Origin of the sequence: Pontibacter indicus (assembly GCF_900156345.1) — a bacterium.
Lineage (GTDB): Bacteria > Bacteroidota > Bacteroidia > Cytophagales > Hymenobacteraceae > Pontibacter > Pontibacter indicus.
In genome coordinates this window covers 330,419-357,418 of the sequence record NZ_FTPP01000003.1, presented here as the reverse complement: position 1 = coordinate 357,418, position 27,000 = coordinate 330,419, and the positions used below count along the sequence as shown (strand labels likewise).

Genomic DNA, 27,000 nt, shown 5'->3' with positions numbered 1-27,000 from the left:
ATGAAAAAAAGTTTTTCCCTCCTATTTGCCATCCTGGTGCTGTTTACCAGTGGTTCGCTGAAGGCGCAGGCACCCGCCAAACCCGATGCTGCAGAGCTGCTACAGGACATTAAAAAGCTGAGCGTGCTGGGCACGGCGCTATATTTAGCGGCGCACCCCGACGATGAGAACACCCGTTTTATCGCCTACCTTTCCAACGAAAAACTCTACAATACAGGCTATCTATCCGTAACCCGCGGTGATGGCGGGCAAAACCTGATCGGGCCGGAGATTCGCGAAGGACTGGGCATCATCCGGACTCAGGAACTGCTGCAGGCCCGTCGCCTCGACGGAGGACAGCAGTTCTTTACCCGCGCCAACGACTTTGGCTTTTCTAAAAACCCGGAGGAGACTTTTGCCATTTGGGACAAGGAAAAGGTGCTCCACGACGTGGTATGGGCGATCCGCAAGTTCAGGCCAGACGTGATCATCACACGCTTCTCCCCGAAACCATCGGAAACCCACGGCCACCACACAGCCTCTGCCATGCTGGCGAACGAGGCGTTTGAGGCCGCCGCCGACCCGAAGCGCTTTCCGGAGCAGCTCAAGCATGTGCAGGTATGGCAGGCCAAACGGGTGCTCTGGAATACAGGCGTGTGGTCGTTCCGCAGCCAGAAAGAGTTTGAAGATTACGGTTCGCAGCTGCTGAAGGTAGATGTGGGTGGCTACAATCCACTGCTGGGTAAGTCGTACCCGGAAATTGCCGCGCTGAGCCGCAGCATGCACAAGAGCCAGGGCTTTGGCGCCACGGGTACGCGCGGTGTTACCATCGAGTATTTAGAGCATACAAAAGGGGAGCGGGCCAAAGGAGAGCTGTTTGAAGGCATCAACACCACATGGAGCCGGGTGAAGGGAAGCGAGAAAGTTGCGGCCCTGCTGCAGCAGGCTATAACGGAGTTTAAACCAGAGCAACCAGCGGCTGTTGTGCCTACCCTGCTGGCTGCCCGAAAAGAACTGGCCAAGCTACCCGACAGCTACTGGAAGCGCCTTAAAACCGAGGAGCTGGAGCAGGTGGTGAAGCACAGCCTAGGGTTATACCTGGAGGCAGTGGCCACAGACTATGCCGTAACGCCGGGAGAGCGCCTGAATGTGCAACTGGAAGCCATCAACCGCTCCACTATACCTGTGCAATTAGTAAGCATGCGTCACAGCTATGCTTCCGGCGACAGTGCCCTGAATAAAAAACTCGCGCCGAACGAGGCGCAATTGATCTCTTTTAAATTACCGATCCCAGCCTCGGCGCAATTATCGCAACCTTACTGGCTACGGCAGGAGGGTACGCTGGGCCTGTTCCGGGTAGACGACCTGCAGGAAATCGGGGCGCCTGAGAATCAACCGGCCGCCAACGTGCAATTTGACCTGTTGATCAGTGGTGAGCCTATCCGATATACCGTCCCGGTCGTGTACAAGCGCAACGACCCGGTGGATGGTGAGCAGTACAGGCCGTTGGCCATCACGCCACCAGTGTTTGTGAACATCTCGGAGAAAGTGCTGATGTTTGCGTCGCAGGAGCCGAAACCCGTGCATGTGCTTGTGAAGTCGGGTAAAGCAGGTATAAAAGGCAACGTGGCGCTGCAGCTGCCGAAAGGCTGGCGCGCGGAACCGGCAGAGGTAGCTTTCGACCTGGAACAAAATGGGGCAGAGCAGCTGGTGCGCTTCATGGTGCACCCACCGAAGGGGCAGCAGGAGGTTGAGCTTAAAGCCGTAGCCACTGTTTCTGGTAAGCCTTATACCCGCGGCCTCAACGTGATCCAGTACAGCCATATCCCAACCCAGACCACTTTCCCGGAGGCGGTGACCAAAGCCGTTCGTCTCGACCTGAAGCGCAACGGAGAGCAGATCGCCTACCTGATGGGGGCCGGCGACGACATACCGGCCAGTCTGCAGCAGATCGGGTATAATGTAACGCTGTTGAAAGACGAAGACATGACAGAGCAGAACCTGAAGCGCTTTGATGCGGTGATCTTGGGGGTACGGGCATATAATACAATAGAGCGCATGAACTTTTACCAGCCGCGGCTGCTCAACTATGTACAGCAGGGCGGCACCGTGATCGTGCAGTATAACACCGGACACAGCCTCAAGACGAACAACATTGCCCCATACCCTATGAAGATTTCGAGCCAGCGGGTGACGGTGGAAGATGCCGAGGTGCGCTTCCTGAAGCCTGGGCATCAGGCGTTGAACAGCCCGAACAAGATCACCAAAAAAGATTTCGAAGGCTGGGTACAGGAGCGGGGCCTATACTTCCCGAGTGAGTGGAGCAAGGAGTTCGAGGCCATCTTGTCGAGCAATGACCCGGGTGAACCGGCCCGTGACGGCGGCCTGCTGATTGCCAAGTATGGCAAAGGACACTTTGTGTATACCGGCTACTCCTGGTTCCGACAACTGCCTGCCGGCGTGCCGGGTGCCTACCGCATTTTCACCAACCTGATCTCCCTCGGAAACGGGCATGGTGGCGCACAAGGCAGCAGCGCAGAGAGCACGGCGAAGTAAAAGACGTATCGCATAGCACTTCTTTGATCAGGGAAATAACCTGACAAAAGACGATTTGACAAAGGGCTTTCCTCACTCACAGGTATAGCTTAACCCTTAAAAGTCTATTGTCCTTTGTCATACTGTCTTTTGTCCCCAGACGTCGTGCTACATGTGTCTTGATACGTGATACGAAAAGAACAAGCAACATGAAAGATAACCAATCTGATAGCCAGCTGTCTGCTGACACCGACAAGCCGCCCTTTTTTAAGAGCTGGAAGGGCATGTACTGGCTGGTGCTGGGCAACCTGGCTTTTCTGATCATCCTGTTTTACACCATCACCCGCATCTATTCATGAGGTTACTCGACTGGATCGTATTGCTCGGCACACTGGGCTTTATCGTGAGCTATGGCGTTTGGAAAACGCGCGGCAGCAAAGATATAGAGGGCTACCTCAAAGGCGACAACAGCATGAAGTGGTGGACCATCGGGCTCTCCATCATGGCCACGCAGGCCAGCGCCATCACCTTTCTCTCCACGCCGGGACAGGCTTATGAAGACGGCATGCGCTTCGTGCAGTTCTACTTCGGTCTGCCCATCGCCATGGTCATCATCTCGGTTACGGTGATCCCGATTTTCTACCGACTCAAGGTATACACGGCCTACGAATACCTCGAAAGCCGCTTCGATCTGAAGACACGGTCGCTGGCCGCTCTGCTCTTCCTGGTGCAGCGCGGACTGGCGGCGGGCATCACCATCTATGCGCCGGCCATTATCCTTTCCACCATTCTGGGTTGGAACCTGACGGCGACCAACCTGCTTATCGGCGTGCTAGTTATCATCTATACTGTGTCGGGGGGCACCAAGGCGGTGAGCGTGACGCAGAAGCAGCAGATGGCCGTGATGATGGGCGGAATGCTCATCGCCGGTTTTATGGTGGTGAAGTATTTGCCTGAGAACGTGTCGTTTGGCGATGCCGTGGCCGTAGCTGGTAAGATGGGCAAGATGAACGTCGTGGATTTTTCCTGGGATTGGGAAACAAGCTGGTACGACCGCTATAACTTCTGGTCAGGTATAACGGGCGGGCTTTTTCTGTCGCTTTCGTACTTCGGCACAGACCAGAGCCAGGTGGCCCGCTACCTGGGTGGGCGCTCGGTAGCCGAAAGCCGTCTCGGATTGCTCTTCAATGGCCTGCTTAAGATCCCGATGCAGTTCATCATTCTCTTCATCGGGGTGATGGTGTTTGTGTTCTACCAGTTCAACCAGCCGCCGCTCTTTTTTAATGAGGCCGCTAAAAATAAGGTATACGCCACCCCATATGCTTCTGAGCTGGAAGCGCTGGAGTCGCAGCACACAGAGCTGTTCGCACAGAAACAGGAAGCGGTGCAGGGACTGGTCAGCGCATTGCAGACAGAAGATGAAACCGCCATTGCCGCCGCTCAGGCCGAAGTGCAAGGTATAACCGAAGCTTCGAAAGTGGTGCGCGAAGATGCAAAGGCACTTATTGCCAAGGCCACACCCGATGCCGAGACCAGAGACACAGACTATGTGTTCATTTCCTTTGTGATGAAGTACCTGCCCGCCGGACTGGTGGGGCTGCTGCTGGCGGTGATTTTCTCGGCGGCCATGTCCTCCACCTCCTCTGAGCTCAACGCCCTGGCCTCGACCACGGTGATCGACATCTACAAGCGCTCTGTCAAGCAGGATAAAGACAGCTTCCACTACCTGCGGGCATCCAAGCTCTTCACGGCGGCCTGGGGCACGCTGGCCATTATCTTCGCCACCTACGCCTCCATGCTCGATAACCTGATCCAGGCGGTGAACATCATTGGCTCCATCTTCTACGGCACCATCTTGGGCATTTTCCTGGTAGCCTTTTATGTGAAGTACATCAAGGGGCATGCCGTGTTTATGGCGGCTATACTGGCCGAGGCGGTGGTGCTTTACTGCCACTTCTACACCGACATCGCTTTCCTGTGGTTCAATGTGATTGGCTGTGTGGCGGTGATCTTATTTGGCCTGATCATACAGCTTGGGCTGAACCAGCGGAAAAAAGTAATGCAGGCGGCTTAATAGGGGACTAGCGTGGCTTTTGGCCTGCCACAATGTAAACCAGGCTGCCTCCTGCTGAGACGTATTCTTCGTTCAAGAGCCTTTGCTTCAGGGCGATCTTGTTGTAAAGCAACTTCTGCCAGTAATCGTCGAACTTATCTTTATCGCCACCGCCGGCCATAAAGTAGTTCAGGTTGTCCTGGTAGTCATAACCCATGGCCTCTGAATCGATCCACTGCAGCATCTGTTCCACGCGCAGCATCTTCTCCTGCGTGTCGTAGGGCGGGATGATGGAGAGGGCTTTGTCTGAGATCCATACCTTGATGTTCTCAAGTCCGGCTTTCAGGTATAGGTCGGGTATTACGTCGCCGAGGGAGTTGAAGCCCTCGCCGAGCCGCTTTTTGCCTTTCTCGATGCGTAGCTTTATTTCCAGTACTTCGAGGGTACTTTCCACGTCAAAATCAGTTTCGCCATAGCGGTCGAACATCAGGTTAGGGACCAAGTTGTTGGGCTCCAGCGCCAATACCCAGCCGCCGGGTTTTGTGATCCGGATCATCTCGCTGATCACCTGCTTCGGGTCCTTCACATGGATAAGCAACGTCTGGCAGAGTGTGATGTCGGCCAAGTTATCGGGCAGGGGGATGCTGGAAGCATTGCCTACCCGGAAATCGTATTGAATATCGTTGTGCCCGTAGATGCTCAGTGCTTTTTGCCTGGCTTCTTCAATGTACTGAGGCTCAAAATCAACCCCGTATACCTTGGCGCCGGCGGATAGGTGTTTCGAGAACATGAAACCCATCATGCCTTTGCCGCAACCGATGTCTACCAATGTGTTTGTGTAGGCCAGGTGTAGCCGGTTGGCCAGCAACTCCAGGTAGTCGTCGTTCCACCAGTATTCGCGGGCTGGACCAAGGTGATCTTCTGAATGTTTTTTAGGTTCTTCCAACAGGTATTATGTATTAGGTTCAAAGATAGCCTTCACTCACTTCTCCGAGAAGGGGGATTTCTCGTACATGGATGTTCCCCTTGGGAGTAGGGCCCTCTACAGAGAAGGCGGCAGGAGGATAACGATCGCTCCCAAACTACCCTTATGGGGGTAAGGACCCTTTAAAAAGAGAATGGAGCAAGGTATCACAAAAAAGAAAGCCCCTGCCATAGCAGAGGCTTTCGGTAAGAAGCGGGCAGGTATAGCCTACTTCATTTTCTTCCACTCGGCAATGGCCTTTTCATTCATACGCACATAGTCGTCATTGTTTGCCTTTTTTGCCAGTTCAATTGACTGCTCGGCAGTTTTGGTAGCGCCTTTGTAGTCTTTTAGTTTCGCCTGAATTTTGGCTTGGGCGTGCAGGTTCCAAAATTTAGGGTCGTTGGCGTTGGCCTTCTTCATCCACTCCAGTGCCTGCTTCAGGTCTTTGTTGTTATCGGCGTAGTAGTTGGCAGCCGCCGCATACAGCCCTGGCGATACTTCTTTGCCGTTCACCACGCGCTCCTGAATCTGCGCCATCACTTTGCTGTCTACTTCTGTCTCAATGGTGAAGCTGGCGATGGTTTTGTCCCACAGGATCTCCAGATCAGCAGCATTGGTCTTCAGGTTGGCAAAGTTGATAGTAAAAGTTTCCACCGCTCTTGGGTTAGTCTGCGGCTTTACCGTGAAGCGAAGCTGGTCGTTTTCCTGCTTATAAGCAGCCACGTTACCACCCAGTTTGGTGTCTTTGTAGAGGATGATAGTCCACTCGTTTTGGTTCGGAATGGTCAGCAACGCATACTCACCGGCAGGCACTTTTTTGCCCTGGATGGTTACTTCGTCGCTGAACTTAAGCGTGGTTGAGTTATTGGCTCCTGTGCGCCATACCTTGCCAAACGGCACGATGTCGCCACCGAAAACCGAGCGACCTTTGATGGATGGGCGAGAGTAACTCACGGACACGTTGGTCAGGCCTATTTCCTGCGTTACAGTGGAGAGTGGGCTGGCAGCCGGCATGGCAATGCCCTGTTGCTGGGCCTGCACGGTAACAGCTGTGCCGCAAAGCAGTGCCGCTGAAAGCATGATGCTGTAAAAAGTCTTTTTCATTGCTCTATCTTTTAAAGTTAAGGATGGTTTGCGACCCGAAAATACTCAAAAATGCTGATAATACCCCTTAACCGTTTCTTTTGGAATAAGTTTTTGGGATGGATTAAAAACTTCGTCCTATACTAAACCCGAATCGGGGAATAAAAGCGGGACCCGGTGACTTGGTGTTACTCTCGGTAGATAGAAAAGGGGTAAAGCCGACGCGCACCACCAGACCGCCTGTCGGGTTTTGGTACCGGAATCCGATACGGCTGAAATACAGGTTGCGCAGCAGGTCCGGTTCGTTGGTGAAGCGGCGGGTATAGCCCAGGCCAAACTCGAAGTGCTTCTGAAACCGCCCGATCATGCCCAGTGCTTCCACTGGTACAACCGGGTAAAAGCCCGGCTCCTCAGCAGAAAAGAACTGGTTGCTGGCTATACCTATCCTGAAAGCGGCCTTCAGCAAAGACTTCTGGTACACGATCCGGTCGTAGTTAGCCGATAGCAAATCGCCGTTGCCGCCCAGCTCCGCGTAGAACGCATTGCGCGCCCTGAAAGAGTCGCGGTAGTTCTGAGCAGAGGCTGAAAAGCCGAATACAAGCAGCAAGCAAAAAAGAATGGCCCGGGTGAAAGCGCTGGTTGGGTGCATAAAAAGGTATAGGAGCGTCAGGAGCAGGTAAAGCCAATTTTACCGCAAAATAATCATTTATTAGGATATTTGAATCAGTGTCCGGAAGATTAAAAAGCGTGCACAGACCATAACTTCTGCATATGGGGAGCTTCAATAAAAAGAGCCCTGTCAGATTTACACTAACAGGGCCCCCTATACCTTAAGAAATTACCTCTTAACTCATTTCAAACTGCAGTTTCAGCAGATTGGCATAAATACCATTGTCGTTGATCGACAGTACTTCATGCGAACCTTCCTCGACGATCTCACCACCATCGATCACCAGGATCTTATCCACTTTACGGATCGTCGCGAGTCGGTGGGCAATGATGATGGTCGTACGACCCTGCATCAGCTCGTCCATGGCCTGCTGCACCAGGTGCTCCGACTCAGAGTCGAGCGAGCTGGTGGCTTCGTCGAGTACGAGGATAGCTGGGTTCTTCAGGATGGCGCGGGCGATGGCAACGCGCTGGCGTTGACCGCCGGAGAGTTTGATGCCGCGCTCACCCACCAGTGTGTCCAGTCCTTCCGGGAAGGAAGAGATAAAGTCGTAGGCGTTGGCTTTGCGAGCTGCCATGATAATCTCTTCTTCTGTGGCTTCCGGACGGCCGTAAGCAATGTTTTCACGAATGGAGCCACCGAACAGGAGTACTTCCTGCGGCACAATACCCACGTTGGCGCGGAGCTCCGTCAGGCTCATCTGGCGAATGTCCTGGCCGTCGACGGTAATGCTGCCGTGGCTCACATCGTAAAGGCGAAGCAAGAGCTGCACAATGGTTGATTTACCGGCGCCGCTTGGGCCTACCAGTGCAATTTTTTCACCTGATTGGATGCTGAAATTGATGTCGCGCAACACCTGAATGTCCGGGCGGGTAGGGTAGGAGAAGGCTACTTGGTTGTAACGAATGTCACCGCGCACGCGCCGGATCTCACTCAGCGGTCGCAGGTTTTTGTCAGTTGCCTCTTCCGGTTCAGCCAATATTTCTTGTATACGCTCAGTTGCACCCAGCGCTGACTGTATCTTGCCGTAAAGCTCACCCAGTCCACCCACGGAGGCGCCGATGAACACGGTATAGATGATGAAGGAAATCAATTCGCCAATGGTCAGGTCGCCGTTCTGCACCAGCGTGGCGCCGTACCAGATCACGAGGATGATGCCGCCAAACAGGCCCACAATCACAAAAGAGATAAAGGCACCACGGTAATTGGCTGCCGAAAGCGCCGCTTTCACAGCCTTGCTAAGTGAGTTCTGGTAGCGGCCGATCTCAAAGTTTTCGTTCGTATAGGCCTTTACTGTATTGATCGCTTGCAGTGTTTCTTCTACGATGACGTTGGTGTTGGCCAGTTCGTCCTGTGTTTTCTTTGAAAGGCTCTTGATCTTGCGGCCGAACACAAGCGTGAGTGCTACCAGCACCGGGAAGGTGGCCAGCATAAACATCGAGAGCTTAATGGAGGTCCAGAGGATGATACCAATACCTACCAGCAGGGTTGTGATCTGGCGGAAAAGTTCGGCAAGGGTAATCGACATGGCGTCTTGTACCTGAGCCACGTCCGTGGTGATGCGGCTGGTAATCTCGCCCACACGTCTCTTTTCGTAGAACGGGATCGGCAGCATCATAAACTTGCTGTAGAGGTCGCGACGGATGTCGGCTACGGCGTTTTCGCTCACCTGCGCGAAGAAGTATACCCGAAAGAAAGAGAAAATACCCTGCGCCAGAATCACGGCAAAGAGGCCGAGCGCGATCATGTCAATGTCTTCGAGGAACCAGTCAGCATTGCCGGTAGAAGAGTCGACCAGCTTGCCAGTCAGCAGCGGGAAGATCATGAAGGTCAGGCTGGAGAGCACCAGGAAGCCCAGACCGATCAGGAACTTAAATTTATAGGGTAGTACGTAGCTAAAGATCCTGATTCCTCGTCGAAAGCTTTCTTTGCTGATCTTCTTTCTGCCCTCTTTTTCCGGCGAGTTGTCGTTTAGCCCGTTTCCGCGTCTTGCCATTAATGAAATCTATACTTAATAATAGGGGTGTGCTGGCATATAACAGCCAAAAAGCGCTAATAATGCCACCGCCCCGGAAAATCTTTCAAAGGTAAGCAAAGTATAGGAGATTAGTGTCAGAATCATGACAGTGGGTGTTTATCCATTTATTTGACTTGTATACACCTCAAGTTTAGCGTCAGTATAACTTGTGGTTGTCTATGACGCCAGTTTGTAAAGGCGTAGCGGCAGCTTTAAGGTATAGCCACTTGTCTCGTTCTATAGCTTCGCCTGTGCGGCGGGCACTCACTTTTTTCCTTGATGAAAAAAGTAAGCAAAAAAATCAAGACGCTCAAAACTCGCTGAACGCTCAAACAGTGGAGCGTCGTAAAGTGCACCTAGCCCAAGCTATTTATTTCATTGCTTCCGGGGCAAGTTAGTCTTACAATGCGTGCCAGCGGTTTGTGTGAAGTGCAAAGAGCTCATTTTCTACAATGCTGATACCTGTCAACCGGCAATCACAAACTCCCCTTTTGGGGTAGGGGCCCTCATTAAAGGACAGGGAGGGGCAGTATGACTCCGTATAGCTAAAAGTGACTACGAAGATATGCCTTGGAGGCTTGCAGTAGTGGAAAAGTCCCTCTTCGAAGGGGGCAGGGGGATGTTAATCGTGCACAAAACTTTTAGGGCAAGGATTGATTAGCCCCAGTTTCAGTTGATCCAGTCTTCGACACCGTCCACAACCCCAAAAAAGTCAACAATCCATTTAAAATCAGTACCTCGAAGCCAAACTGGTAGCCGTTGAACCAGGCGGCGGAGTTGGCGCTGATGATGTAGGTGAGAACTGGGGCTGCTATACAGATAGCCGGGACAAAGCGGTCGCGAAGTTGGCGGCGGGTAAAGAGGCCAAAGCTGTAGAGGCCCAGCAGCGGACCGTAGGTATAGCCGGCCACTTGTAGCACCGTCGCGATCAGGCTATGGCTGTTGATGGCGTTGACGGCAATGATGACCAGGCCGAGCAGTAAGGAGAATCCGATGTGCACAAAGTAGCGCAGCCGTACCCGCTCATGCTCGCTTTTGTCTTTGAAATTGAGGAAGTCCACGCAAAAGGAGGTTGTCAGGGAAGTCAACGCAGAGTCGGCAGAAGCGTAGGCAATGGCAATGATGCCCAGGATGAACGCTATACCTATTACAGGGGGGAAGTGGTTCAGGGCCAGGTAGGGGAACACGTCATCGCCGCGTTCCGGTAGCGTGATGCCTTTAGAGCCGGCGTACAGGTATAGCAAAGCCCCCAGCACCAGCAACAGGACAAAAATCATTGTCAGGATCAGGCTGAACCAGTACATGTTTTTTTTCGCTTCGTCAATGTTCTTGCAGCTCAGGTTCTTTTGCATCATGTCTTGGTCCAGGCCGGTCATGGCAATGGTGATAAAGGCGCCCGAGAAAAACTGCTTGAGGAAATAGCCGTTGTCTTTGAAATCCCAGTTGAAGATCTGCGAATAATCGCTGGCGGCTATTGTGTTGACCATGCCCTGAAAACCGAGGTTGAGTTCATCGGCCACCACCCAGATGCTTATCCCTATGGCCGTCAGCATGGCTGCCGTCTGGAAAGTGTCGGTCCAGATGATGGTTTTCATACCGCTCCGGAAGGTATAGACCCAGATCAGCAGGATCGTGACGGCCACTGTCACGGCAAAGGGAATGCCTATTTCATCGAAGACGGCCAACTGCAGTACACTTGCCACCAGAAAAAGGCGTATGGCCGTGCTCAGCGTGCGCGACAGCAGGAAAAAGGCAGCCCCAGTTTTATAGGACCAGAAGCCCAGGCGCTGCTCCAGGTAGGTATAGATGGAGACCAGATTGAGGCGGTAATAGAGCGGCATTAGCACGTTGGCAACCACAAAATAGCCCGCAAGGTAGCCCAGCACCACCTGCAGGTACGAGAATTGTGCAGCACGCACCATGCCCGGCACCGATACAAAGGTCACGCCCGACAAGGTAGCACCGATCATGCCGAAGGCCACCACATACCAGGGCGACTTCCGGTTGGCGAGGAAAAAAGTATAGGAGTCTGTCTTCTTACCGGTGATGTAGGAGATCAGGACCAGGATGCCGAAATAGCCGATGAGAAGGCTGATGATGAGCGTTGGGGACATGTGCAATGCGGAAAACGCTGCAAATATAGCACAGCCTACCGGTTTTCGGGCTATACCAGCTCGCGCAGCAGCACCGGCTCGCCAATGGCAGGTATACGCAGGCCCTGCATCATGCCCGAAGCCGCGATCTGCTCAAGCAGCCTTACCGGCTCGCCGGCCGGTTCATCCGACAGGTCGAAGGTGCCGTAGTGCATCGGGATAAAGGTACCGCCCCGCAGCACATTGTAGGCCCGTACCGCCTCGTGCGGATTCAAGTGGCTCTTCTGCATCAGGAAACTCGGCCGGTAGGCCCCCACTGGCATAATGCACACATCCATCGGGCCGAACAGATCTTCTATTTCTTCAAAATGGCCATTAAAGCCGGTGTCTCCCGCAAAGTAGAGTTGCATAGTGGGCGTCTTGATCAGGAAACTTCCCCAGAGCACTTTGTTCATGTCGAACATGCCGCGGCGGTGCCAGTGTGAGGCCGGCAGAAAGTAAATCTCTATACCTTCCGGTGTGAGGTCGAACTTCTGGTACCAGCCTGCTTCTTGGTAGGGCAGCTGCGGCTCGGCGCTGCGCAACAAATTCCCGGCATGCAGCGGCGCCAGGGCTTTCAGGTCCGGATTCTGTCTGTAGAGCGTTTTAATAGAGCGTTCGTCTAGGTGGTCACGGTGGCCGTGCGAGAGCAGCACCAGGTCTATACCTGTGAGTTGCTCCGGCGCGCAGGGCAGCCCGATGCGGCGTTTGATCATCGGCAGGTCGTAGAACACCGGATCGGTGATCATGGTAAGCCCATTCACCCGGATCAGGAAGGTCGCATGCCCGAGCCAGACCACCATGTCTTCGTTGGAGGAGATAAAGTCGGTGCCGTAGACAACGGGTGGCACGTAGGTATCGGCTTTTTTTTCTTCGCGCTGCGGGTTGCGGGAGGTTTTCCAGCGAAGCACGGTACTCAGCTTTGGTATAAAAAGCTCCTCGCCGTTCACAAACTGTCCGTTTATGGTCTTGTTGCCGCGGAAGTCCGGCTTCACTACGGGCAGCTTGTCGTTTTTCAGATGTCTCACTGTGTCGTTCTTCTGCGTCAAAATCTGATTCGGGTTGTTCCAGCCATTATAAACAGCCTAACGCGTTTTAAAGTTGAACCTTGTGCGGAATATTGAGAAAATTACGGTTTCGGGTATAAAAAAGCGCCTCTTCTGTTGAGAAAAGGCGCTCTGAGTCTTAGATGTTGTTCGGAGCTAGTACCAGAACCCACCGCCTCTGCCCACAGACACCGGGTGGTGGAATGGGCCATAGAAAGGAGACGCACCGTTAGAATAGCGCATGCCGCCCGTCACCGAGAAGTGCTCCGTGATTTTATAGGTCGCCCGGAAGTCCATACCCTGACGGCCTGGGTTCATGAAGTTCCTATAAGCCGGGTTCTGGGCCGGAATGTTGGAGAAGTCTTTCCACACGCTGCCGCTCAAAATCAGGCGCTCGTTCACCAGGTAGTCGGCACCCACGTGGGCGATGTAATGGTTGCTGGGGCTTGTCCGCATCAGCGCAGTACCACCTTCCGTAGTAGGCACACTAAAGTGACCCTGCATCACTGATAGATAGGTCAGGCTGCTGAACACACGCAGGCGCGGATTGAGCTGGTAGCGCACGGTGGGCTCGAGGTAGGTGGCGCCAAAACCGCTGCCAAAACTGGCTCCGGCCGAAAGGCTGTAGCTCAGGCGCTTTGCCGGCATCTCAAATTTCGTGGGTCTTTCCGCCTCAGCCACTGGTGCCGGACGCTCTTGCAGGGCAGGAGTTGGTGCCGTTTCCAGACTGGCTTTCTGGCCTGACTGTGCCATGGCGTTACCCGCAAAAAGCAGGCTACAGGTCAGGAAGGTGCTTAAAAATATTTTCACGTGAAAAATTCTCTGTTGAATGAGGTACTAAGTTACAGCGCAATCGCTTCAGAAACAAGCGAGTGTCTTTTTCCAAACGGCTCCGCATACCTTTTGTTGTCGGCGGCTATACCTTGTTTCTGCTTCCTGTTTGGAGGATGCGCTTGCCTAAAAAAGCCAGCCAGAAGCTGAGACCCAGTAAAAGCAAGTAGTTCAGGGTATAGACCGTCATCACCGATGCCGAAACAAATCTGCCAGGAGCAAAAAGGATGTTTTTGAGGAAGGAGGCGTCTAAAATACCTCCAAGCGCCAGCAGTACCGCAATTACCAACGCGATCAAGATATGTTGCAGGCCAAACTCCTTCTTGCGCAGCACGATGAACGAAAGGGCTACCCCGAACAGGGCTCCGGCAAAAGGCGCATATTTTTGGACCAGCGTGAATTTACCTATCCGGTCGGCGTTTACCTGGTACATGTTGGCGCTTCGCTCAAATTTGTCCAGGTCGTCTGTCTCCAGGTATAGCTCTGCCAGCGGCACATCATAAATATAGCCCAGCGCGACAAAAGCGTAGGAAGCCAACAGGACAACCAGACTGTGAAGCAGGATGACCCTAGGGTTGATACGATGCATGCCTACTTTGCCTTAGACCCCAGCCACGCATCCCGGAAGGCTTTCGCAGCGGGTGTAAGCTCCTTGCCTGCGCTTTCAAAGCGTTCGATCATCAGCTCCGGCATCTCTTCCAGCACAATCTGGGTGCTGATGACTGGGGATTGTTCGCTGCTTCGGTAAGTGATCGGCACGCTGTGCGTTGGCTTTAGTTTGCTCAGAATCTTTTCCAGCTCTTTCTCGCTGGTTACTTTTTTGCCATTGAGCGTCAGCAGGATGTCGCCCCGGTTCAGGCCGGACTTGTAGAGCGGTGAGGTGATGTAGGTGCCGCTCGCGAGTTTGGCGCCCTGCTTACTGAACTCAAATTGGGCAGGACCCAGACTTGCTTTACCTGGTTCGGCTTTGCGCAGTTGCAGACCGGCTTCGGCTAGTAGGGCTGCGTAGTCGGGCAGTTCGCTGCCGAATACCTGTCGTCTGAAGAAGTCGGCTGCCCAGGCAGTATCTTTGGTCACTTCAGCCAAGGTGCGTTCCAGGTCGGCCATGGTATAGGGCTTTTCGGCTTTGCCATAAGCTTGCCACAGTGCCTGCATGTAGGCATCCAGCGTGGTGTTGAAATCACGGCGGAGCGTCAGGTCTAATCCAAGGCCGAGCATGCTGCCATAGGTATAGTAGGAGATAAAGGTGTTGCCGCGGTTATTCGGGTCTACGGAGCGGGCTGCATCCACAAAGGGCGCCTGCATGCTCATCTCCACCAGGCTATGGTAATGCCTGCCCGGTGAGAGCAGCACGTAGTTCAGGTCGCGGGCAACGCTTGTGACATCGCTTATACCGAGGCGGTACAGGGTCATAGCACCATAGTAAGAGGTAAAGCCTTCGGCCAGCCACAGGGCCTCCGTCATGTTGGCGCGCTGAAAATCGAAAGGCTCGAGGGTTTTCGGGCGTAGGCGCTCCACGTTCCAGGCATGGAAAAACTCATGCGATACGGTGCCGAGCAGGGCCGGAGTGGAGGCGCCGAGCGGGCGGGAGCTCGACACGATGGTGGAGTTGCGGTGCTCCATGCCGTCGCCGATGGCCTGTGGACCATAGCAGGCTATGAAGGTATAGCGACCGAAGTCAAAGTCGGGCAATTCTCCGAAAACGGCCTGCTGCTCGGCCACGATTTGCTTGCTTTTCGCCACGTACTCGTCAAACTGCGCTTTGGTGCCGTGGTGGTGCATGGCGATCTGTATAGTCTTGGCCTTGCCGCGGTCCTGCACTGTCCACTCTGCAAACTCGAAGTCGCTCAGCTCGGTGGGACTGTCCATCAGGTACTGGAAGTTGGGCGCGGCGAAAGTGGAGTCGTTTAGTGGCTGCAGCTGCGTGGCTACTTTCCAGTTGCTGGTCTTAGGTATGCGAAACGTGACGCGGGCCGGTGCTTGCTCAAAGCCACGGGCATACATGAGGGTGGCCGGCATATTCAGGTGTGCGTGGGTCTCGTCGATGCCGGTATACGTGCCATCGGCGTGGGCGCCAAACAAGGTATAGCTAACGGTCACTTCTCCCTGATGCCCGCTCACATCCCATTGATGTGGGGTCGCACGGCTGATCTGCAGGGGCTTGCCACTCTTGTCGGTGGCTTTTACGCTGTACACGTTTTTGGCAAACTCGTGCAGCGCATAGCGGCCCGGTGAGCTGCGGGGCATGAGCACCTGCAGCGTGTCGCTCTTTATACCTGTAAACGAGACGCTGATTTGTGCCTCGTGGTGCACGGCGTTCGGGAAGGAAAGGTGGTAGCTAACCTGCTGTTCCTGGGCAAGCAGCGGGGTAAACGACAGCGACAGGGCAGCACACAGGGCGCCAAAAAGTCTCGTGGACATAAAGGGTTGTTTGGTTCGAAACTAAAAGTAGGAATTTTATAGCTGTCGCGCAAAGCGGCTATACCTTCCGGTAGGCTCTGGCCTGCACCAGACCGCTGTAAAAGCTGGCAGAAGCCTCTAAAAACAGCGGTTGCCTGGCAAAGTGAGCGTTAAAGTCAGGTAGTCTGATGGCCTCTACATTACTTACCGAACCGAAAAAGGTATACATGCTTTTGAGCAGCAGGCGCTGCCAAACGGGCGCCGGCGTCTGTGCTGGCCAGAAATCACTGAAAAGCCAAAGCCCTTGCAGACGCAATGCAGCGTTTAACCGGTTCATCAGGTAGTTTAGCCGCTCCTCCGGAAAAAGATCGAGCAGGAAGGGAGTGAGGATGATGTCAAATGTTTCGTCGGGCTGCAGGCTGTTTTCATCTCCTAGACGGAAATCTATACCTGTAAGCGCTTTTGGTGTACGCTGCTCAATACGCCGCCGGGCTAGTTGCAACATGTTGGAAGAAACCTCCAGGTAGGTGACTTTTACTAAGGGACGGCAATTCAGCAACTGCTCCAGCAGCCAGCCGGAGCCTCCTCCGATCAGCAGCACCTTGGCCTGTTCAGGTATAAGCGCTAGATGTGTTGTCTGTGCACGCCGAAGCGAGTTACCAAACACCAGCCGTGAAAGGCTATCGTAGACGGGGGCGATTCGGTTAAAGTTGGTGTTGTGCACGGATTTGCGTCAGGCCCTATCGGTTATGTTATTTCAAACGCTAGTGAGAAATCTGGAGTGTTTCTAACTATTTTTTTCTCTTACCAGTTGAGTGGCAAAATCCATCCGAACCGGAATCCATTGAATGACAAAATTCAAGATCGAAGGTACTAACATACTACTATTGTTCCAGATTTCTCCCTCTGGTCGAAATGACAAGAGTAGTAAACCCCATAGTTCGTCATAAAGATCAGCGACTATAATGCTCCTCTACAATCCCTTTCAGCTTTTCGAGCACATAATCGGTGAACTGCTTGAGCAGGCTCAGGCTGTTGCCTTTAAACACTTCCCGGAACTCCTCTGCCTTGCCATCATAGAGAAAGGAAACGAAGATCGTGCCCACCGGCTTTTCGGATGTTTCGGAACCTCCAGCGCCCGCGAGGCCTGTGGTAGCCACGCTGATGTCGGCGTTCAGCGCTTTTTTCAGGCCCATCACCATCTCGTTGGTTACCTGCTGCGATTCGGCCGTGTAGAGGTCGAGCGTGTCCACTTTCACACCCAGGAGTTTCTTCTTGGCTTCTACATTGTATACCACCATGCTGCCGATCAGCACATCGCTGCTGCCTTTGGCTTTTACCAGTTCAGATGACAGCATGCCGGCCGTGCAACTCTCCGCAAAGGCAACGGTCAGGCCATTGTCTTTCAGCATCATGTTCAGTTCAGTAAGCTCCGTTTGATTCATAGAGTCTTGTTTGCTTCAAATTAAGGGTGATTCTCATACTGTTTTGCCGTCTGGGTGGTTGCCTGTGAGCGGATAGCGCTGCAGAATGCAATAGCGGGGGTGAGGTGAACCCAGTTCTGAATGCCAGACTGCTATCTCGTTTACCTGCAGCGTAATCGGGGCATCAGGGTAATGGGTTTCAAGGTCGTGAGGCACCGGACGGTCCTTACGAAAGCGGGCAAGTGTAACGTGCGGTTTGGGCTCGCGGTTGAGGGACGGCTCATCCGAAAGTGCTTGTGTGAGGCTACGACTTAGTTGGGCAAAGTCAGGCTGGTTCTTAAAGCGGGCCCAGATCAGGCGCGGGGACCGGGGCTTGGGGCCAGGCTCAATGGCCTCCAGGTATAGCGTAAAGGGCGCGAACTGCTGCGCCATGTGGGCGGTCACATCCTCGATAGCAGGCAGCTGACTGGCCGGTACGTTTCCGATAAAGTAGAGCGTCAGATGCAGGTTCTCGGTTGGAACTTGCCTGATGGCATCGCTCTTATACCTGCTGGCCTGCTCGGTAAAAAACTGCTTGAGCCCGTCAGGAAGCGGTGCTGCGATGAAGAGTCTGGTGGTCTGGCCCATACGTTGTCATGTCTTTACCCAATGGCTTTGCATACGTAATTACAGGTCAGGCGTATACTTAGCCAACATTTGAACCGAGACCCCAAACATGCATGATACGAAACTTCTATAAAAAGCTGGCAGCGGGCTTTGCCTTGTTCACCCTCGAACTGGTTTTCGTGATGGTGGTTTTTCTGGCCTGTGTGCTGGTCTTTCTTTATGTAAGCGCCCAGGTGGTGGAGGCCTCTGGCCCAATGAAGTTCGACGAAGCGGCTTTTGCAGTAGCCGCCGATATGCGCAGCGATGGCTTTACCAATTTCATCGAGTTCATCACCTTCTTCGCGTCCCGCCACTTTATGACGGCAGCCGGGCTGTTGCTGATCGCTTATTTCCTGTTCGTGCGGCGACACAAGTGGTATTCGCTGAAAGTGCCTGTGGTGGCACTGGGCAGTATCTCGCTCAACCTGGTGCTTAAGTTCTTTTTCGACAGGGAGCGCCCCACCATGCCCTTGGTCGATGCCTCCGGCCTGAGCTTTCCGAGTGGCCACTCCATGGTAGCCGCCTCATTCTACAGTCTGCTCATCTACCTCACCTGGAAACATGTGGAGTCGAAGCCCCTCCGAAATTTTTTAGTGGCCCTGCTCGTCATTTTTATTTTGCTCATCGGGTTCAGCAGAATTTACCTGCGCGTGCATTTTGCGACTGATGTGGTGGCGGGTTTTGCCGCTGGTATTCTGTGGGTTATCATTGGCATTTCGCTGCTGCGCCGCATCGAGAAATATACCCGCAAGGAGATTGCTCCTGTGGTAGAGGAGGAGTGATTTTTAGTGAGCGTAATTTTTTTTCGGGTAGACTATTGCAGATAATAATTTCTGTTATACCTTTGCAATCCCAATCAACAAGGGTTAAAGGGTTTTTGGGAAACACATTTTGATTACTACCAGCGCGCACGTGGCGGAATTGGTAGACGTGCAGGTCTCAGAAGCCTGTGCCTTCGGGCGTGGGAGTTCGACTCTCCCCGTGCGCACAAATTCAAAATGTAAAAAAGCCGGCTGCAAAGCCGGCTTTTTTGTTTTTAGGCCTCTTTGAATATGGCGCGAGCGTCCACGCTCGTGACTACTATCGTGGGGCCTCTGGCCCAAGTATAGGTATAGGGGCAAATAAAACCAGCATTCTACAAAAAGCGCTCTAAAAAGAAGCTCTTTCGGATCTCCAGATCCGAAAGCAACCTGCTGGGGATGTCACATCCCGTGTTCAAGTATAGGTATAGCAAGGGGAACTTGTAGCAGCCTCTACTGCAGTTATAGCAACTATGCTACTGCGTAGCTGGCTTTTCGCCTGTGCGGCGGGCACTCACTTTTTGTCTTGACACAAAAATCGAGAGCCCCTACCCCCAGTAAGCAAAAAAGTCAAGACCCTCCAAACTCGCTGACCGCTCAAACAGTGGAGTGTCATTTGGTGCACCTGGCACCGCTACTTGTTTCATCGTGAGCGTGCAAGTTAGTCTTGCTATACCTGCCAGTGGTCTTTAACATCAACTACGAAACTATACCTGTGTACTGGCAGCGGCAGAAAAGTCCCCCTTCGAAGGGGGTAGGGGGATGACGGCGTAATTCTGTCAAGCTATATCTGAAGACCTCGCGATGTGCGCAGCTCCCGCGAGTGTCTAAACCGACTGCCATCGCCATGCCGCTATACCTATTCAGCCACTGCTCTCTAAATAACACCGCAAGGCCTTCCCAAACACCTATACCTCACCTAACCTTTCCCTTCTTTCGTAAAGTGAGCAAAATGTTTGCGATATGAAAAGCCTGACCAAGCAATTGCTGAAACTGTTGGCCCTGTTGTCGGCAGAAGTAGTGTTGGTAGGGCTGTTGTTTTTTGCCTGCGTTGTTGTGTTTAGCTTCATGGCGCATGAAGTTTTCATCCAGCAGGACACCGATCTGGACAATGCGCTGTTTGAATACGCCGCCACGCACCGTTCGGCGGAGATGACCCGCTTGATGCGCTTTTTCTCTTTTTTTGCCTCTGCCGATTATCTCTTGGTGGCACCTGCTCTTATCGTGCTGGTGATGGCCTGGTTTCAGCACATGCGCTGGTATGCCTTGAAAGTATTGGTGATTGCTTTTACCAGCACCATGCTCAACCAGTTGCTCAAACGGCTTTTCGAACGACCACGGCCTGTCACGGCCATGCTCGAGCAATCCGGACTAAGTTTCCCCAGCGGACATGCCATGATCGGCGGCTCATTTTACGGACTCCTCATCTACATTGTATGGCGGGAGGTGAAGCATCCATTCTGGCGCTGGTGCTGGGTGTTGCTTCTCACGGTCTTACTGCTTCTCATCGGTTACAGCCGCATCTACCTGAACGTGCACTACGCAACCGATGTGTTGGCCGGTTACGCCCTGGGCATCATCTGGCTACTGCTCGCCATCTATTTTATGAAAAAGCTAGAGCGGTGGTATTTCGGAAGGTCGGAAAATTCAGCAAGAAGAGAGTTGGGAAATTTGTAGCGAGGTTATACCTTAACGTCGAGGTGCTACGCAGCATAGACGCACCCTCGTAGTGACAGGTCGTGACCTGTCCGAATCGTGCACGAACAACCATCAACAATCAACCAACCAACAATTTCCCAAATTCCTTTGTCTTGAGCATCAGGTGACTTAATTTAGGGTGATCAACCGCCTTTCCAAAACTGAAACTATGCCGCGCCTCCTGATTGCCTGCCTTTGCTATACCTTGTTGCTCGTCGCTATACCTGCCCTCGCCCAGCAGCCCGACCAAATAGCCGAAGTGAAAGCCAGGTTGGAGAAGGAGCGAAGTGCCCTTCGAAGAACGGGTACAAGCCCATTATCCGACCGAGTGAATCACATGTTGGACCTAGGGATGTGGCAGGAAGCTGAATCATTACTCAAATCAGCGCCCGTTTCGCCTGCCGTGAAATTAGCTAAAGCCCGGCTGGCGATGCTGCGGCACGAGTATCATGCAGCCGATGCGCTCGTAGAAGAGGTGCTGAAGCAGGAACCTGCCAACAGGATGGCCCTGCTCTTGCAAAGCAAGTTGCAGATACAGGCCTGGGAGCTGCCAAAGGCGATGGCTACGGCTCAAAAACTGCTGCGTGTCAATCCAAAAGATGAGGAGGCGGCTTTGCTGGTAGGGCGCATTTTCATGCTGCAGAAGAAGTATAACGAGGCTTTGGCACAGGCGCTGAAGGTGCAGCGTTGGAACCCGAACAATGCCGCTGCCTACCTGCTGGAGTCCGATGTGCTGTTCTGGGACCAGAAACCTGAAGAGGCCGAAAAACCCCTTTTCAAAAGCCTGACCCTCGACCCGTTTGATGCCGATGCCCGCTTCAACTACGGCTATGCCATCTGGCGCCGGGTAGATGCCACACAGCTCAATGCTATGGCCGCGCAATGGGAAATGGCCCTTGAACTCAACCCGCTGCACTACGTCACGCACTGGCACTGGGGCAACGGCCACACCAACCTCACGTACGCCGACTATGCCCAGCCTGAAGACGAGGCCGTGCGCAAGGCCCTGCAGCCCGTCGATCAATTAATCTCACAAAATAAATTACAGGAAGCACTTACCGAGGTGCGCAAAGTGCAACAGGCTTACCCCACTTCAGTGCTGCCCGACATGCTGCGCGGGTCTGCTTACTACATGGCATTCGACCTGCCTCGACAGCCGCGCCTCGATTCGGCGGAAGTGATTTTTCAGCGCATCCTCCACAAAAAGAAACACTACGGTCCGGCGCATAATGCTTTGGCCGCTGTCATCAAACAGAAGCAGCTCGTATACCTGGCCGCCTACGATTCGCTCACACAGGTGATCCAACGGACGGAGATCAAAGATCCGGTGAATTTTGCCCGGGTGTTTCCGGACGTGACCTACTATCCGGGAGAGACGGTGAAGAAAATGGTCTGGTCGCAGCTGTACGCCAGCACGGTGTACTTTCCATTCCTGTCGCGACAGGGCGAGAAGTTCGTGATTCCGCCGCTGCACATTGACCTGGCCATTGCCATGAATTCTCCCTTCTTCCGGCAGGCTACCACCTTCGACAATCGTCAGTGGATGGACATACGGGGGGTGGGAAGCGGTGCGGCGGCCATTGAGTACGTGGTGCGTGGCTCATACCTGGAGCGCAACGTGGTGCTGCATGAATATGTGCACCAGTTTCACGGACGAGTGTTCACCGATGCCGAGAATCGAGAAGTGCGCCGTCTGTACCAGAATGCGATGAAGGAAAACCGCACGCTCGACTATTATTCGGCCAACAACGAGCACGAGTACCTGGCGCAGACCTATCCGGCTTATTTTGAGCCCGTGAAAGTGCATCCGCTCAACCACAAGTCCATCAACACGACCGGCGACCTGAAAGCAAAAGATCCAGAGCTGTATACCTTCCTGGACAAGCTCGTGAAAAGGCAGCAAGCTTACCTCGCCGGCGACAAACAAGCCATGGCTAGCAACTGGGCGCAGGTATACCTGAACCTGGCCGAACGCGAAACCCGGGCTCAAAACTACCCGAGAGCCGCCGCACTACTTGACTCTGCCCTCACCTGGGACGCCAATTATCAACCCGCTCTGCTGGCTTATGCTGGTTTGAAGCAACGGCAGCTGGCCTTTGACGAAGCGCAGCAATGGCTGCAGCGTGCGCAGAAAGTGAATAAGGAATACGCACCGATCTACACCGCCGAGGCAGAACTGCTGGAGGCGCGACGCAGGGCCAATCAGCTTACGGCGCGACGCGCTGTGCAAGAGCAGCAGTCCAGGTATGAGCAGGCCCTTTTGTTGGAGGATGACCTGCTGACCCGCGCCCGCATGAACCAGGCTTTCCGGGAGATGTATGCGATGTATGGGCGTATTTCGGATGCCATTGCCGTGGGCGAACGCTATGTGCAGAACGCCCCCACGATCTCGACCTACCTTCGTGACCGCCGCGATGAGGCGCAGGCCTACGCCAGCTGGCTGCGTGGCACAGCCGCTCCTTCGCAGGAGGCAGAGCGCACCCTGGCAGCGTTGGTGGCCCGCAAACCGCAGCAGTATGAGCTGCGCCAGCAGTATGCCGAGGTGATGGCCACGCAGGGCAAGTATAATGAAGCTATTGCTACGTTGGCAGAAGCGCAACGTATTCTCACAGCGGCAGGCACTCCGCGCCCGGGCTACATGGTGCGCATGGCCGCCTGGCAGCTGCAGCTAGGCAACCAAGAAGCTGCCCGTCAGTTGCTGGAGCCTATTAGTAATGGCAAAGTACGCGCCCGCAGCGAGGCCACCCTACTGGCCAGGGTATTCGCTGGTCTGGGTGATACTAATCGAGCACAGGATGAGCTCAAAAAACAGCCCGTTCAGCTTACCCCAGCCGAACTAGCCAACTTTTTGTTCGCCTCAGGCAAGATATGGGAAGCGGAGAAGGAGCCAAAGCGTGCCCAGAAAGCCTACGAAGCCGCCCTCCGCGAAAACCCATACCTCTATGAAGCCCGTCAAAGCCTGGTCAGCCTGCTGCACCAGCACGGTAAAAACAGCCAGGCTGAACGACTTCTTACTGAAGGGCTGGAGTTGGGGTATAAGTTGTAAATCCTTAGGTACGGGCTCAATATAGCGATTCAGACAATTTTCTTAACTTCCACATTTAAATCATCTAACCTCACTACATGAAAAATCTCTTCCGATTCAGCTTCTTACTTATCTTCCTGGGCGTTTTCAGCGCCTGCAATTCTGGTACAGCTACCTCTGATCAGCAGATCGAGGAGATAGAGACGGCTACGGAAGTGACCACCGTATACCTGGTGCGCCACGCCGAAAAAGACACGACCGATGACAATAACGAGGATCCGGAACTGACGGAGGTGGGACATGCGCGAGCGGAGGCCTTGCGGGCTTTGTTGGAAGGACAGAAAGTAGATGCTTTGTATGCCACCAAATACATGCGTACCGGCCAGACACTCTATCCCTTAGCCAGAGAGCGCAACATTGAAGTAGTACAGTACGAAGGGCACGATTTTCATGGCTTGAAAGAGCAGATTCTACAGAATCACCGCGGACAAACCGTTGTGGTGGCCGGACATTCCAATACCTTGCTGCCTATTATCGAGGCATTTGGTGCCACGAAGCCTTTCGAAGAGATTGCGGATGAACAGTACCGTTATTTGTTCAAACTCACAATTCGTCCGGACAATACGGCAAGTGTGGAAGTGACGGAATTTGGTGCCTAGGCGCTAAGACAACACCCTGGTTTTGCAGATGCGGTCGTGAAAAAAGCGGGAATAGGAGGGAACTCTTGTTCCCGTGAGGGCCTGCATAAGGAGTACAAAAATGCTGACCGGCTTGAGCAGGTAGCGGAGGCTGGCCCTCCTGAACGAGATGCGCTCACCTGCCTCTCCTACTACACGAAGGCCCAGCAGATGTTTGCCAATGGAACCCTGGCAAGCGGCGCTTTCGGTGCCGGCAAAGTATAGCCAGCCCATCAGAATGTGTAGCAGACGCTCTGACTTGAAGACCAGTGCCGCCTCGTTGCTGCTGATGGTGAAGTACTCGATCAAACCGATTATAGAGAGCAGTAAAAGGGCATCCAGGCAAAAGGCGAGCACCCGGCTGTCCACCTGGGCTTCAAGTAAGAAGGGCTTCGCTTTTTGATAAGACAATTGCATGGGTAGTGTAAAAGAATAGTTTCCTGATACAGGTTGCTATTTCTTTATACTACGCTCTGATTAACATGTTGCAGTATTTTATTTATTTTTTGAACTTTTAAAATAGAGATGTTTGCATGGCTGTTTTCAATGCCCCTTCATGCCGCAGCAGCCATTCTTTACGCCACAGCCCTCCCGCATAGCCAGTCAGACTGCCGTCGCTACCAATCACTCTATGGCAAGGTACTACTATGCAGATAGGGTTACGGCCGTTTGCAGCACCCACAGCCCGTATGGCCTTCTCGCCCGAAACTGCCCTCGATACCGCCAGATAACTGGTCGTCTTGCCATGCGGTATACCTTGCAACTCCTTCCATACCTGCTTCTGAAAAGCCGTACCGCTAGGGTCCAGCGTTAAGTCAAAATTCTGGCGTGTTCCTGCAAAATATTCCTCCAGTTGCTGCACACAAGTGCTGACACAAGCCGGTAAATCGTTCGTTTGCGCGGGCAGCGCTTCTCCCTCATCGCAGAATCTGACCTCTGTTATACCTTGGCTTGTGCCACTAATCCGAAGCGGCCCGAGGGGTGTTTGTAGGTATGTGGTGTTAGTCTGGCTCTCCATGTTTTGTGCTTGGCTATACCTCAAATATAACAAAGGGTACGCACACTTTCGCTAGCTGGCTCCTGAAAGTATCTGCCAAGTCAAAAAGGTATAGGTTTGCTCTAGTTGCTGGCTACGGCGGCGGATGGGGAGTAGCGCTCCACCTTGTTGGAGTTTGCCTCGACAGACATCAGGTATTTGTAAATCGCCTTCAGGTCAGCTTCTTCCATGCCTGCATACATGGTCCAGGGCATGATGGTGTTGAAGGCATCCGGCGCCAACTTCGCAGTGGTAACTTCGGGTTTGCCGTAGTTTTTGAAGCGTTGCACAAATGCTTCCTCTGTCCAGTTGCCTATACCTGTCTGTTTGTCAGGTGTGATGTTGGCTGAACGCAGAATGGCTCCGTTCGGCGCTTTGAACTCAAATCCACCGGCCAGGTATTTTCCTTCGATCGGCGCGCCCTTTTCCTGTGGTGTGTGGCATTCGGCGCAGGCAGCTATGGTGAGCAGGTACTTGCCGCGCACCAGTTCATCGTCTAGCGTGCGCTCGTCGGTAGGAGTTGGCTTGCCAGACGGGATCGTACGCAGGATCAGATTCATCGGGAAATCGGGCTCTGACTTGGGTACTTCGTGCTTGATCGGGTCAAGTGAACGGATGTAGGCAACAATGGCGTAGGCATCGTTAGTCGTCATATTAGCATAGGACTTATAGGGCATGACCGGGAAAAGCGGGTCCCCGTTACGACTAACCCCGGTCGCGAAGGCACGGTACACCTCACCATCTGTCCACTTGCCTATACCTGTCTCGGGGTCAGATGTAATATTGCGGGCGTAGAAAACACCCGGGAAACCCATGGAATGGTCAAATACATCGCCCCCTTTGCCCTCCGTACCAGGTATAACCGGTCCTGAAAAGCGGGAAAAGTCGCGGGTAGAGTGGCAGTCGATGCACACCGCCACGTGATTGGCCAGGTAGGCGCCCCGCTCAATCATTTCCGGTGTCTTCTTAACTGTAATGGCAGGAGCTGCGTCCACCTTCGGGAAAGTGTAGCGCAGGTATACGACCCCTGCTGCCACGATTACCACCAGGGCCACAAGCAGCCCACCGATGATTCTAAGTGCTTTTTTCATAATAGTGAGCGGTATAAGGTATAGGGTAAGGCCTTAATTGAAATTCAAAGTGTAATATTTAAAATAAAAATTTTCATAATCAATCTATAGTGTGCTAATTATGGTCGATTATTAGTGCAGCACTATTAGGAGCAGGTGAAGATGGTTGAGAATTGAGTATAAGTTTGAACTGTGTTGTTGTATTAAATGTATGTACATATATTTGCGGGGTGTCTAGGTTATCCTCGGAATGAGGTAGAAGTATACCTGCTAGTTCTCCTCTTGAAGAGATAGTTTTAACTGGACTTTAGAGTTCAATTTTCTGGAAGGGAAGAGATGTCAGTTAGGCACATAAACTTTTTGCCCTTTGCTTTATAAATGGTGACATAGAAGCTTACAATTTGTAATAGGTATACTCAATCGCTATAAACAACCAGAGAAGTGAAAAAAATCATATGAACATAGAAGAAGAAATAAAGCAATCGGCATTCAGGAGTCCGCACCAGAAAGCGTATATCAATTTGGTCTATACTGCCGGGTGGGTAGAGCAGCAGCAGAGCGCTCGTTTTAAGCCGTTTGGCCTGAGTTTACCGCAGTATAACATTTTGCGTATCCTGCGTGGGCAATACCCGAAGCCTGCCACTGTTAGCATGCTCATAGAGCGTATGCTCGACAAAACCTCGAACGCCTCACGCATTGTCGACAAGTTGGTAGCCAAAGAACTGGTAACCCGCCAGCAGTGTCCGAATGACCGGCGCACGGTAGATGTGCTGATCACCGAAAAGGGCCTGAACCTGCTCAAGCAGATGGATAGTCTCGAAGGAGGGAAGGGGACAGGTATAACCAATTTGTCAGACGAGGAGGCCCTGCAGCTGAGTAACCTGTTAGATAAAATAAGGGATAGAAGCTGAA

Annotated in this window: 23 protein-coding genes and 1 tRNA gene; 9 read left to right on the top strand and 15 right to left on the bottom strand. The window is 53.1% G+C overall.

Features of this window, described 5'->3' with window-relative positions:
- The 3 genes from B0B12_RS16270 to B0B12_RS16265 all read left to right on the top strand — a co-directional run bounded on the left by B0B12_RS16270 (position 1) and on the right by B0B12_RS16265 (position 4,588).
- Complete coding sequence (locus B0B12_RS16270; RefSeq protein WP_076671019.1) at positions 1-2,535, top strand: PIG-L family deacetylase; 2,535 nt, start codon at positions 1-3, stop codon at positions 2,533-2,535.
- 188 nt (positions 2,536-2,723) lie between these two features.
- Positions 2,724-2,873 (top strand): hypothetical protein, encoded by a 150-nt coding sequence (locus tag B0B12_RS20400; protein ID WP_170871892.1) that lies wholly within the window; start codon positions 2,724-2,726, stop codon positions 2,871-2,873.
- Positions 2,870-4,588, top strand: a complete 1,719-nt coding sequence (locus B0B12_RS16265) for a sodium:solute symporter family protein (protein ID WP_076671017.1) — start codon at positions 2,870-2,872, stop codon at positions 4,586-4,588. Before B0B12_RS20400 ends, B0B12_RS16265 begins: the two co-directional genes overlap by 4 nt.
- Before the next feature lie 7 nt (positions 4,589-4,595).
- Here the strand turns inward: B0B12_RS16265 and B0B12_RS16260 are convergent, their stop codons facing one another.
- From B0B12_RS16260 to thpR, 12 genes are all read right to left on the bottom strand, one after another.
- Positions 4,596-5,513, bottom strand: coding sequence for a class I SAM-dependent methyltransferase (locus tag B0B12_RS16260; protein ID WP_076671016.1), 918 nt, complete (start codon positions 5,511-5,513; stop codon positions 4,596-4,598).
- A 246-nt stretch (positions 5,514-5,759) separates the two neighbouring features.
- On the bottom strand, positions 5,760-6,638 hold the full coding sequence (locus tag B0B12_RS16255) for a DUF2911 domain-containing protein (RefSeq protein WP_076671014.1): 879 nt from the start codon (positions 6,636-6,638) through the stop codon (positions 5,760-5,762).
- A 103-nt stretch (positions 6,639-6,741) separates the two neighbouring features.
- Positions 6,742-7,266 carry a hypothetical protein gene (locus B0B12_RS16250; RefSeq protein WP_076671012.1) on the bottom strand — a complete coding sequence of 175 codons (525 nt, stop codon included), beginning with the start codon at positions 7,264-7,266 and terminating at the stop codon, positions 6,742-6,744.
- 196 nt (positions 7,267-7,462) lie between these two features.
- On the bottom strand, positions 7,463-9,283 hold the full coding sequence (locus B0B12_RS16245) for an ABC transporter ATP-binding protein (protein WP_076671010.1): 1,821 nt from the start codon (positions 9,281-9,283) through the stop codon (positions 7,463-7,465).
- A 662-nt stretch (positions 9,284-9,945) separates the two neighbouring features.
- Positions 9,946-11,418, bottom strand: coding sequence for a sodium:solute symporter (locus tag B0B12_RS16240; RefSeq protein ID WP_076671008.1), 1,473 nt, complete (start codon positions 11,416-11,418; stop codon positions 9,946-9,948).
- Between the two features lie 50 nt (positions 11,419-11,468).
- Entirely contained in the window at positions 11,469-12,485 is a 1,017-nt protein-coding gene (locus tag B0B12_RS16235) for an MBL fold metallo-hydrolase (protein ID WP_083704258.1), read from the bottom strand.
- 153 nt (positions 12,486-12,638) lie between these two features.
- Positions 12,639-13,292 carry a porin family protein gene (locus tag B0B12_RS16230; protein WP_244554739.1) on the bottom strand — a complete coding sequence of 218 codons (654 nt, stop codon included), beginning with the start codon at positions 13,290-13,292 and terminating at the stop codon, positions 12,639-12,641.
- A 106-nt stretch (positions 13,293-13,398) separates the two neighbouring features.
- Complete coding sequence (locus B0B12_RS16225; RefSeq protein ID WP_083704257.1) at positions 13,399-13,902, bottom strand: hypothetical protein; 504 nt, start codon at positions 13,900-13,902, stop codon at positions 13,399-13,401.
- A 2-nt stretch (positions 13,903-13,904) separates the two neighbouring features.
- Positions 13,905-15,734: a M61 family metallopeptidase gene (locus B0B12_RS16220; protein ID WP_076671006.1), complete on the bottom strand. Its 1,830-nt coding sequence runs from the start codon at positions 15,732-15,734 to the stop codon at positions 13,905-13,907.
- A gap of 58 nt (positions 15,735-15,792) precedes the next feature.
- A complete protein-coding gene (locus tag B0B12_RS16215) occupies positions 15,793-16,437 on the bottom strand; it encodes a class I SAM-dependent methyltransferase (protein ID WP_076671004.1) in 645 nt (214 codons plus the stop codon).
- 229 nt (positions 16,438-16,666) lie between these two features.
- On the bottom strand, positions 16,667-17,158 hold the full coding sequence (locus B0B12_RS16210; RefSeq protein ID WP_076671002.1) for a CinA family protein: 492 nt from the start codon (positions 17,156-17,158) through the stop codon (positions 16,667-16,669).
- A gap of 33 nt (positions 17,159-17,191) precedes the next feature.
- Positions 17,192-17,764, bottom strand: a complete 573-nt coding sequence (thpR, locus tag B0B12_RS16205) for an RNA 2',3'-cyclic phosphodiesterase (RefSeq protein ID WP_076671000.1) — start codon at positions 17,762-17,764, stop codon at positions 17,192-17,194.
- A 92-nt stretch (positions 17,765-17,856) separates the two neighbouring features.
- Here thpR and B0B12_RS16200 point away from each other — a divergent pair, with 92 nt between their 5' ends.
- The 5 genes from B0B12_RS16200 to B0B12_RS16180 all read left to right on the top strand — a co-directional run bounded on the left by B0B12_RS16200 (position 17,857) and on the right by B0B12_RS16180 (position 23,964).
- Complete coding sequence (locus B0B12_RS16200; RefSeq protein ID WP_076670998.1) at positions 17,857-18,564, top strand: phosphatase PAP2 family protein; 708 nt, start codon at positions 17,857-17,859, stop codon at positions 18,562-18,564.
- A 124-nt stretch (positions 18,565-18,688) separates the two neighbouring features.
- Positions 18,689-18,770 (top strand) — tRNA-Leu (locus tag B0B12_RS16195).
- A gap of 775 nt (positions 18,771-19,545) precedes the next feature.
- Positions 19,546-20,259 carry a phosphatase PAP2 family protein gene (locus B0B12_RS16190; RefSeq protein ID WP_076670996.1) on the top strand — a complete coding sequence of 238 codons (714 nt, stop codon included), beginning with the start codon at positions 19,546-19,548 and terminating at the stop codon, positions 20,257-20,259.
- A gap of 190 nt (positions 20,260-20,449) precedes the next feature.
- Positions 20,450-23,326 (top strand): tetratricopeptide repeat protein, encoded by a 2,877-nt coding sequence (locus B0B12_RS16185; RefSeq protein WP_139337825.1) that lies wholly within the window; start codon positions 20,450-20,452, stop codon positions 23,324-23,326.
- Between the two features lie 77 nt (positions 23,327-23,403).
- Entirely contained in the window at positions 23,404-23,964 is a 561-nt protein-coding gene (locus B0B12_RS16180) for a phosphoglycerate mutase family protein (RefSeq protein WP_076670992.1), read from the top strand.
- 3 nt (positions 23,965-23,967) lie between these two features.
- Here the strand turns inward: B0B12_RS16180 and B0B12_RS16175 are convergent, their stop codons facing one another.
- From B0B12_RS16175 to B0B12_RS16165, 3 genes are all read right to left on the bottom strand, one after another.
- On the bottom strand, positions 23,968-24,399 hold the full coding sequence (locus tag B0B12_RS16175) for an RDD family protein (protein WP_076670990.1): 432 nt from the start codon (positions 24,397-24,399) through the stop codon (positions 23,968-23,970).
- Positions 24,400-24,496: 97 nt separating this feature from the next.
- The gene (locus tag B0B12_RS16170; protein WP_076670988.1) at positions 24,497-25,000 is read right to left on the bottom strand and encodes a methylated-DNA--[protein]-cysteine S-methyltransferase; all 504 of its coding nucleotides are present in this window, start codon (positions 24,998-25,000) and stop codon (positions 24,497-24,499) included.
- Positions 25,001-25,101: 101 nt separating this feature from the next.
- Positions 25,102-26,109 carry a c-type cytochrome gene (locus B0B12_RS16165; RefSeq protein ID WP_076670986.1) on the bottom strand — a complete coding sequence of 336 codons (1,008 nt, stop codon included), beginning with the start codon at positions 26,107-26,109 and terminating at the stop codon, positions 25,102-25,104.
- Between the two features lie 434 nt (positions 26,110-26,543).
- Between B0B12_RS16165 and B0B12_RS16160 the strand changes: the two genes are divergently transcribed.
- Positions 26,544-26,999, top strand: coding sequence for a MarR family winged helix-turn-helix transcriptional regulator (locus B0B12_RS16160; protein WP_076670984.1), 456 nt, complete (start codon positions 26,544-26,546; stop codon positions 26,997-26,999).
- Position 27,000 lies beyond the last annotated feature (1 nt).

What these genes read in the sequence shown, in the direction of transcription:
- B0B12_RS16270 (WP_076671019.1), top strand. Translation starts at nt 1, where the DNA reads ATGAAAAAAAGTTTTTCCCTCCTATTTGCCATCCTGGTGCTGTTTACC.
- B0B12_RS20400 (WP_170871892.1), top strand. Translation starts at nt 2,724, where the DNA reads ATGAAAGATAACCAATCTGATAGCCAGCTGTCTGCTGACACCGACAAG.
- B0B12_RS16265 (WP_076671017.1), top strand. Translation starts at nt 2,870, where the DNA reads ATGAGGTTACTCGACTGGATCGTATTGCTCGGCACACTGGGCTTTATC.
- B0B12_RS16255 (WP_076671014.1), bottom strand. Translation starts at nt 6,638, where the DNA reads ATGAAAAAGACTTTTTACAGCATCATGCTTTCAGCGGCACTGCTTTGC.
- B0B12_RS16250 (WP_076671012.1), bottom strand. Translation starts at nt 7,266, where the DNA reads ATGCACCCAACCAGCGCTTTCACCCGGGCCATTCTTTTTTGCTTGCTG.
- B0B12_RS16245 (WP_076671010.1), bottom strand. Translation starts at nt 9,283, where the DNA reads ATGGCAAGACGCGGAAACGGGCTAAACGACAACTCGCCGGAAAAAGAG.
- B0B12_RS16240 (WP_076671008.1), bottom strand. Translation starts at nt 11,418, where the DNA reads ATGTCCCCAACGCTCATCATCAGCCTTCTCATCGGCTATTTCGGCATC.
- B0B12_RS16225 (WP_083704257.1), bottom strand. Translation starts at nt 13,902, where the DNA reads ATGCATCGTATCAACCCTAGGGTCATCCTGCTTCACAGTCTGGTTGTC.
- B0B12_RS16220 (WP_076671006.1), bottom strand. Translation starts at nt 15,734, where the DNA reads ATGTCCACGAGACTTTTTGGCGCCCTGTGTGCTGCCCTGTCGCTGTCG.
- B0B12_RS16210 (WP_076671002.1), bottom strand. Translation starts at nt 17,158, where the DNA reads ATGAATCAAACGGAGCTTACTGAACTGAACATGATGCTGAAAGACAAT.
- thpR (WP_076671000.1), bottom strand. Translation starts at nt 17,764, where the DNA reads ATGGGCCAGACCACCAGACTCTTCATCGCAGCACCGCTTCCTGACGGG.
- B0B12_RS16200 (WP_076670998.1), top strand. Translation starts at nt 17,857, where the DNA reads ATGATACGAAACTTCTATAAAAAGCTGGCAGCGGGCTTTGCCTTGTTC.
- B0B12_RS16190 (WP_076670996.1), top strand. Translation starts at nt 19,546, where the DNA reads ATGAAAAGCCTGACCAAGCAATTGCTGAAACTGTTGGCCCTGTTGTCG.
- B0B12_RS16185 (WP_139337825.1), top strand. Translation starts at nt 20,450, where the DNA reads ATGCCGCGCCTCCTGATTGCCTGCCTTTGCTATACCTTGTTGCTCGTC.
- B0B12_RS16180 (WP_076670992.1), top strand. Translation starts at nt 23,404, where the DNA reads ATGAAAAATCTCTTCCGATTCAGCTTCTTACTTATCTTCCTGGGCGTT.
- B0B12_RS16175 (WP_076670990.1), bottom strand. Translation starts at nt 24,399, where the DNA reads ATGCAATTGTCTTATCAAAAAGCGAAGCCCTTCTTACTTGAAGCCCAG.
- B0B12_RS16170 (WP_076670988.1), bottom strand. Translation starts at nt 25,000, where the DNA reads ATGGAGAGCCAGACTAACACCACATACCTACAAACACCCCTCGGGCCG.
- B0B12_RS16165 (WP_076670986.1), bottom strand. Translation starts at nt 26,109, where the DNA reads ATGAAAAAAGCACTTAGAATCATCGGTGGGCTGCTTGTGGCCCTGGTG.
- B0B12_RS16160 (WP_076670984.1), top strand. Translation starts at nt 26,544, where the DNA reads ATGAACATAGAAGAAGAAATAAAGCAATCGGCATTCAGGAGTCCGCAC.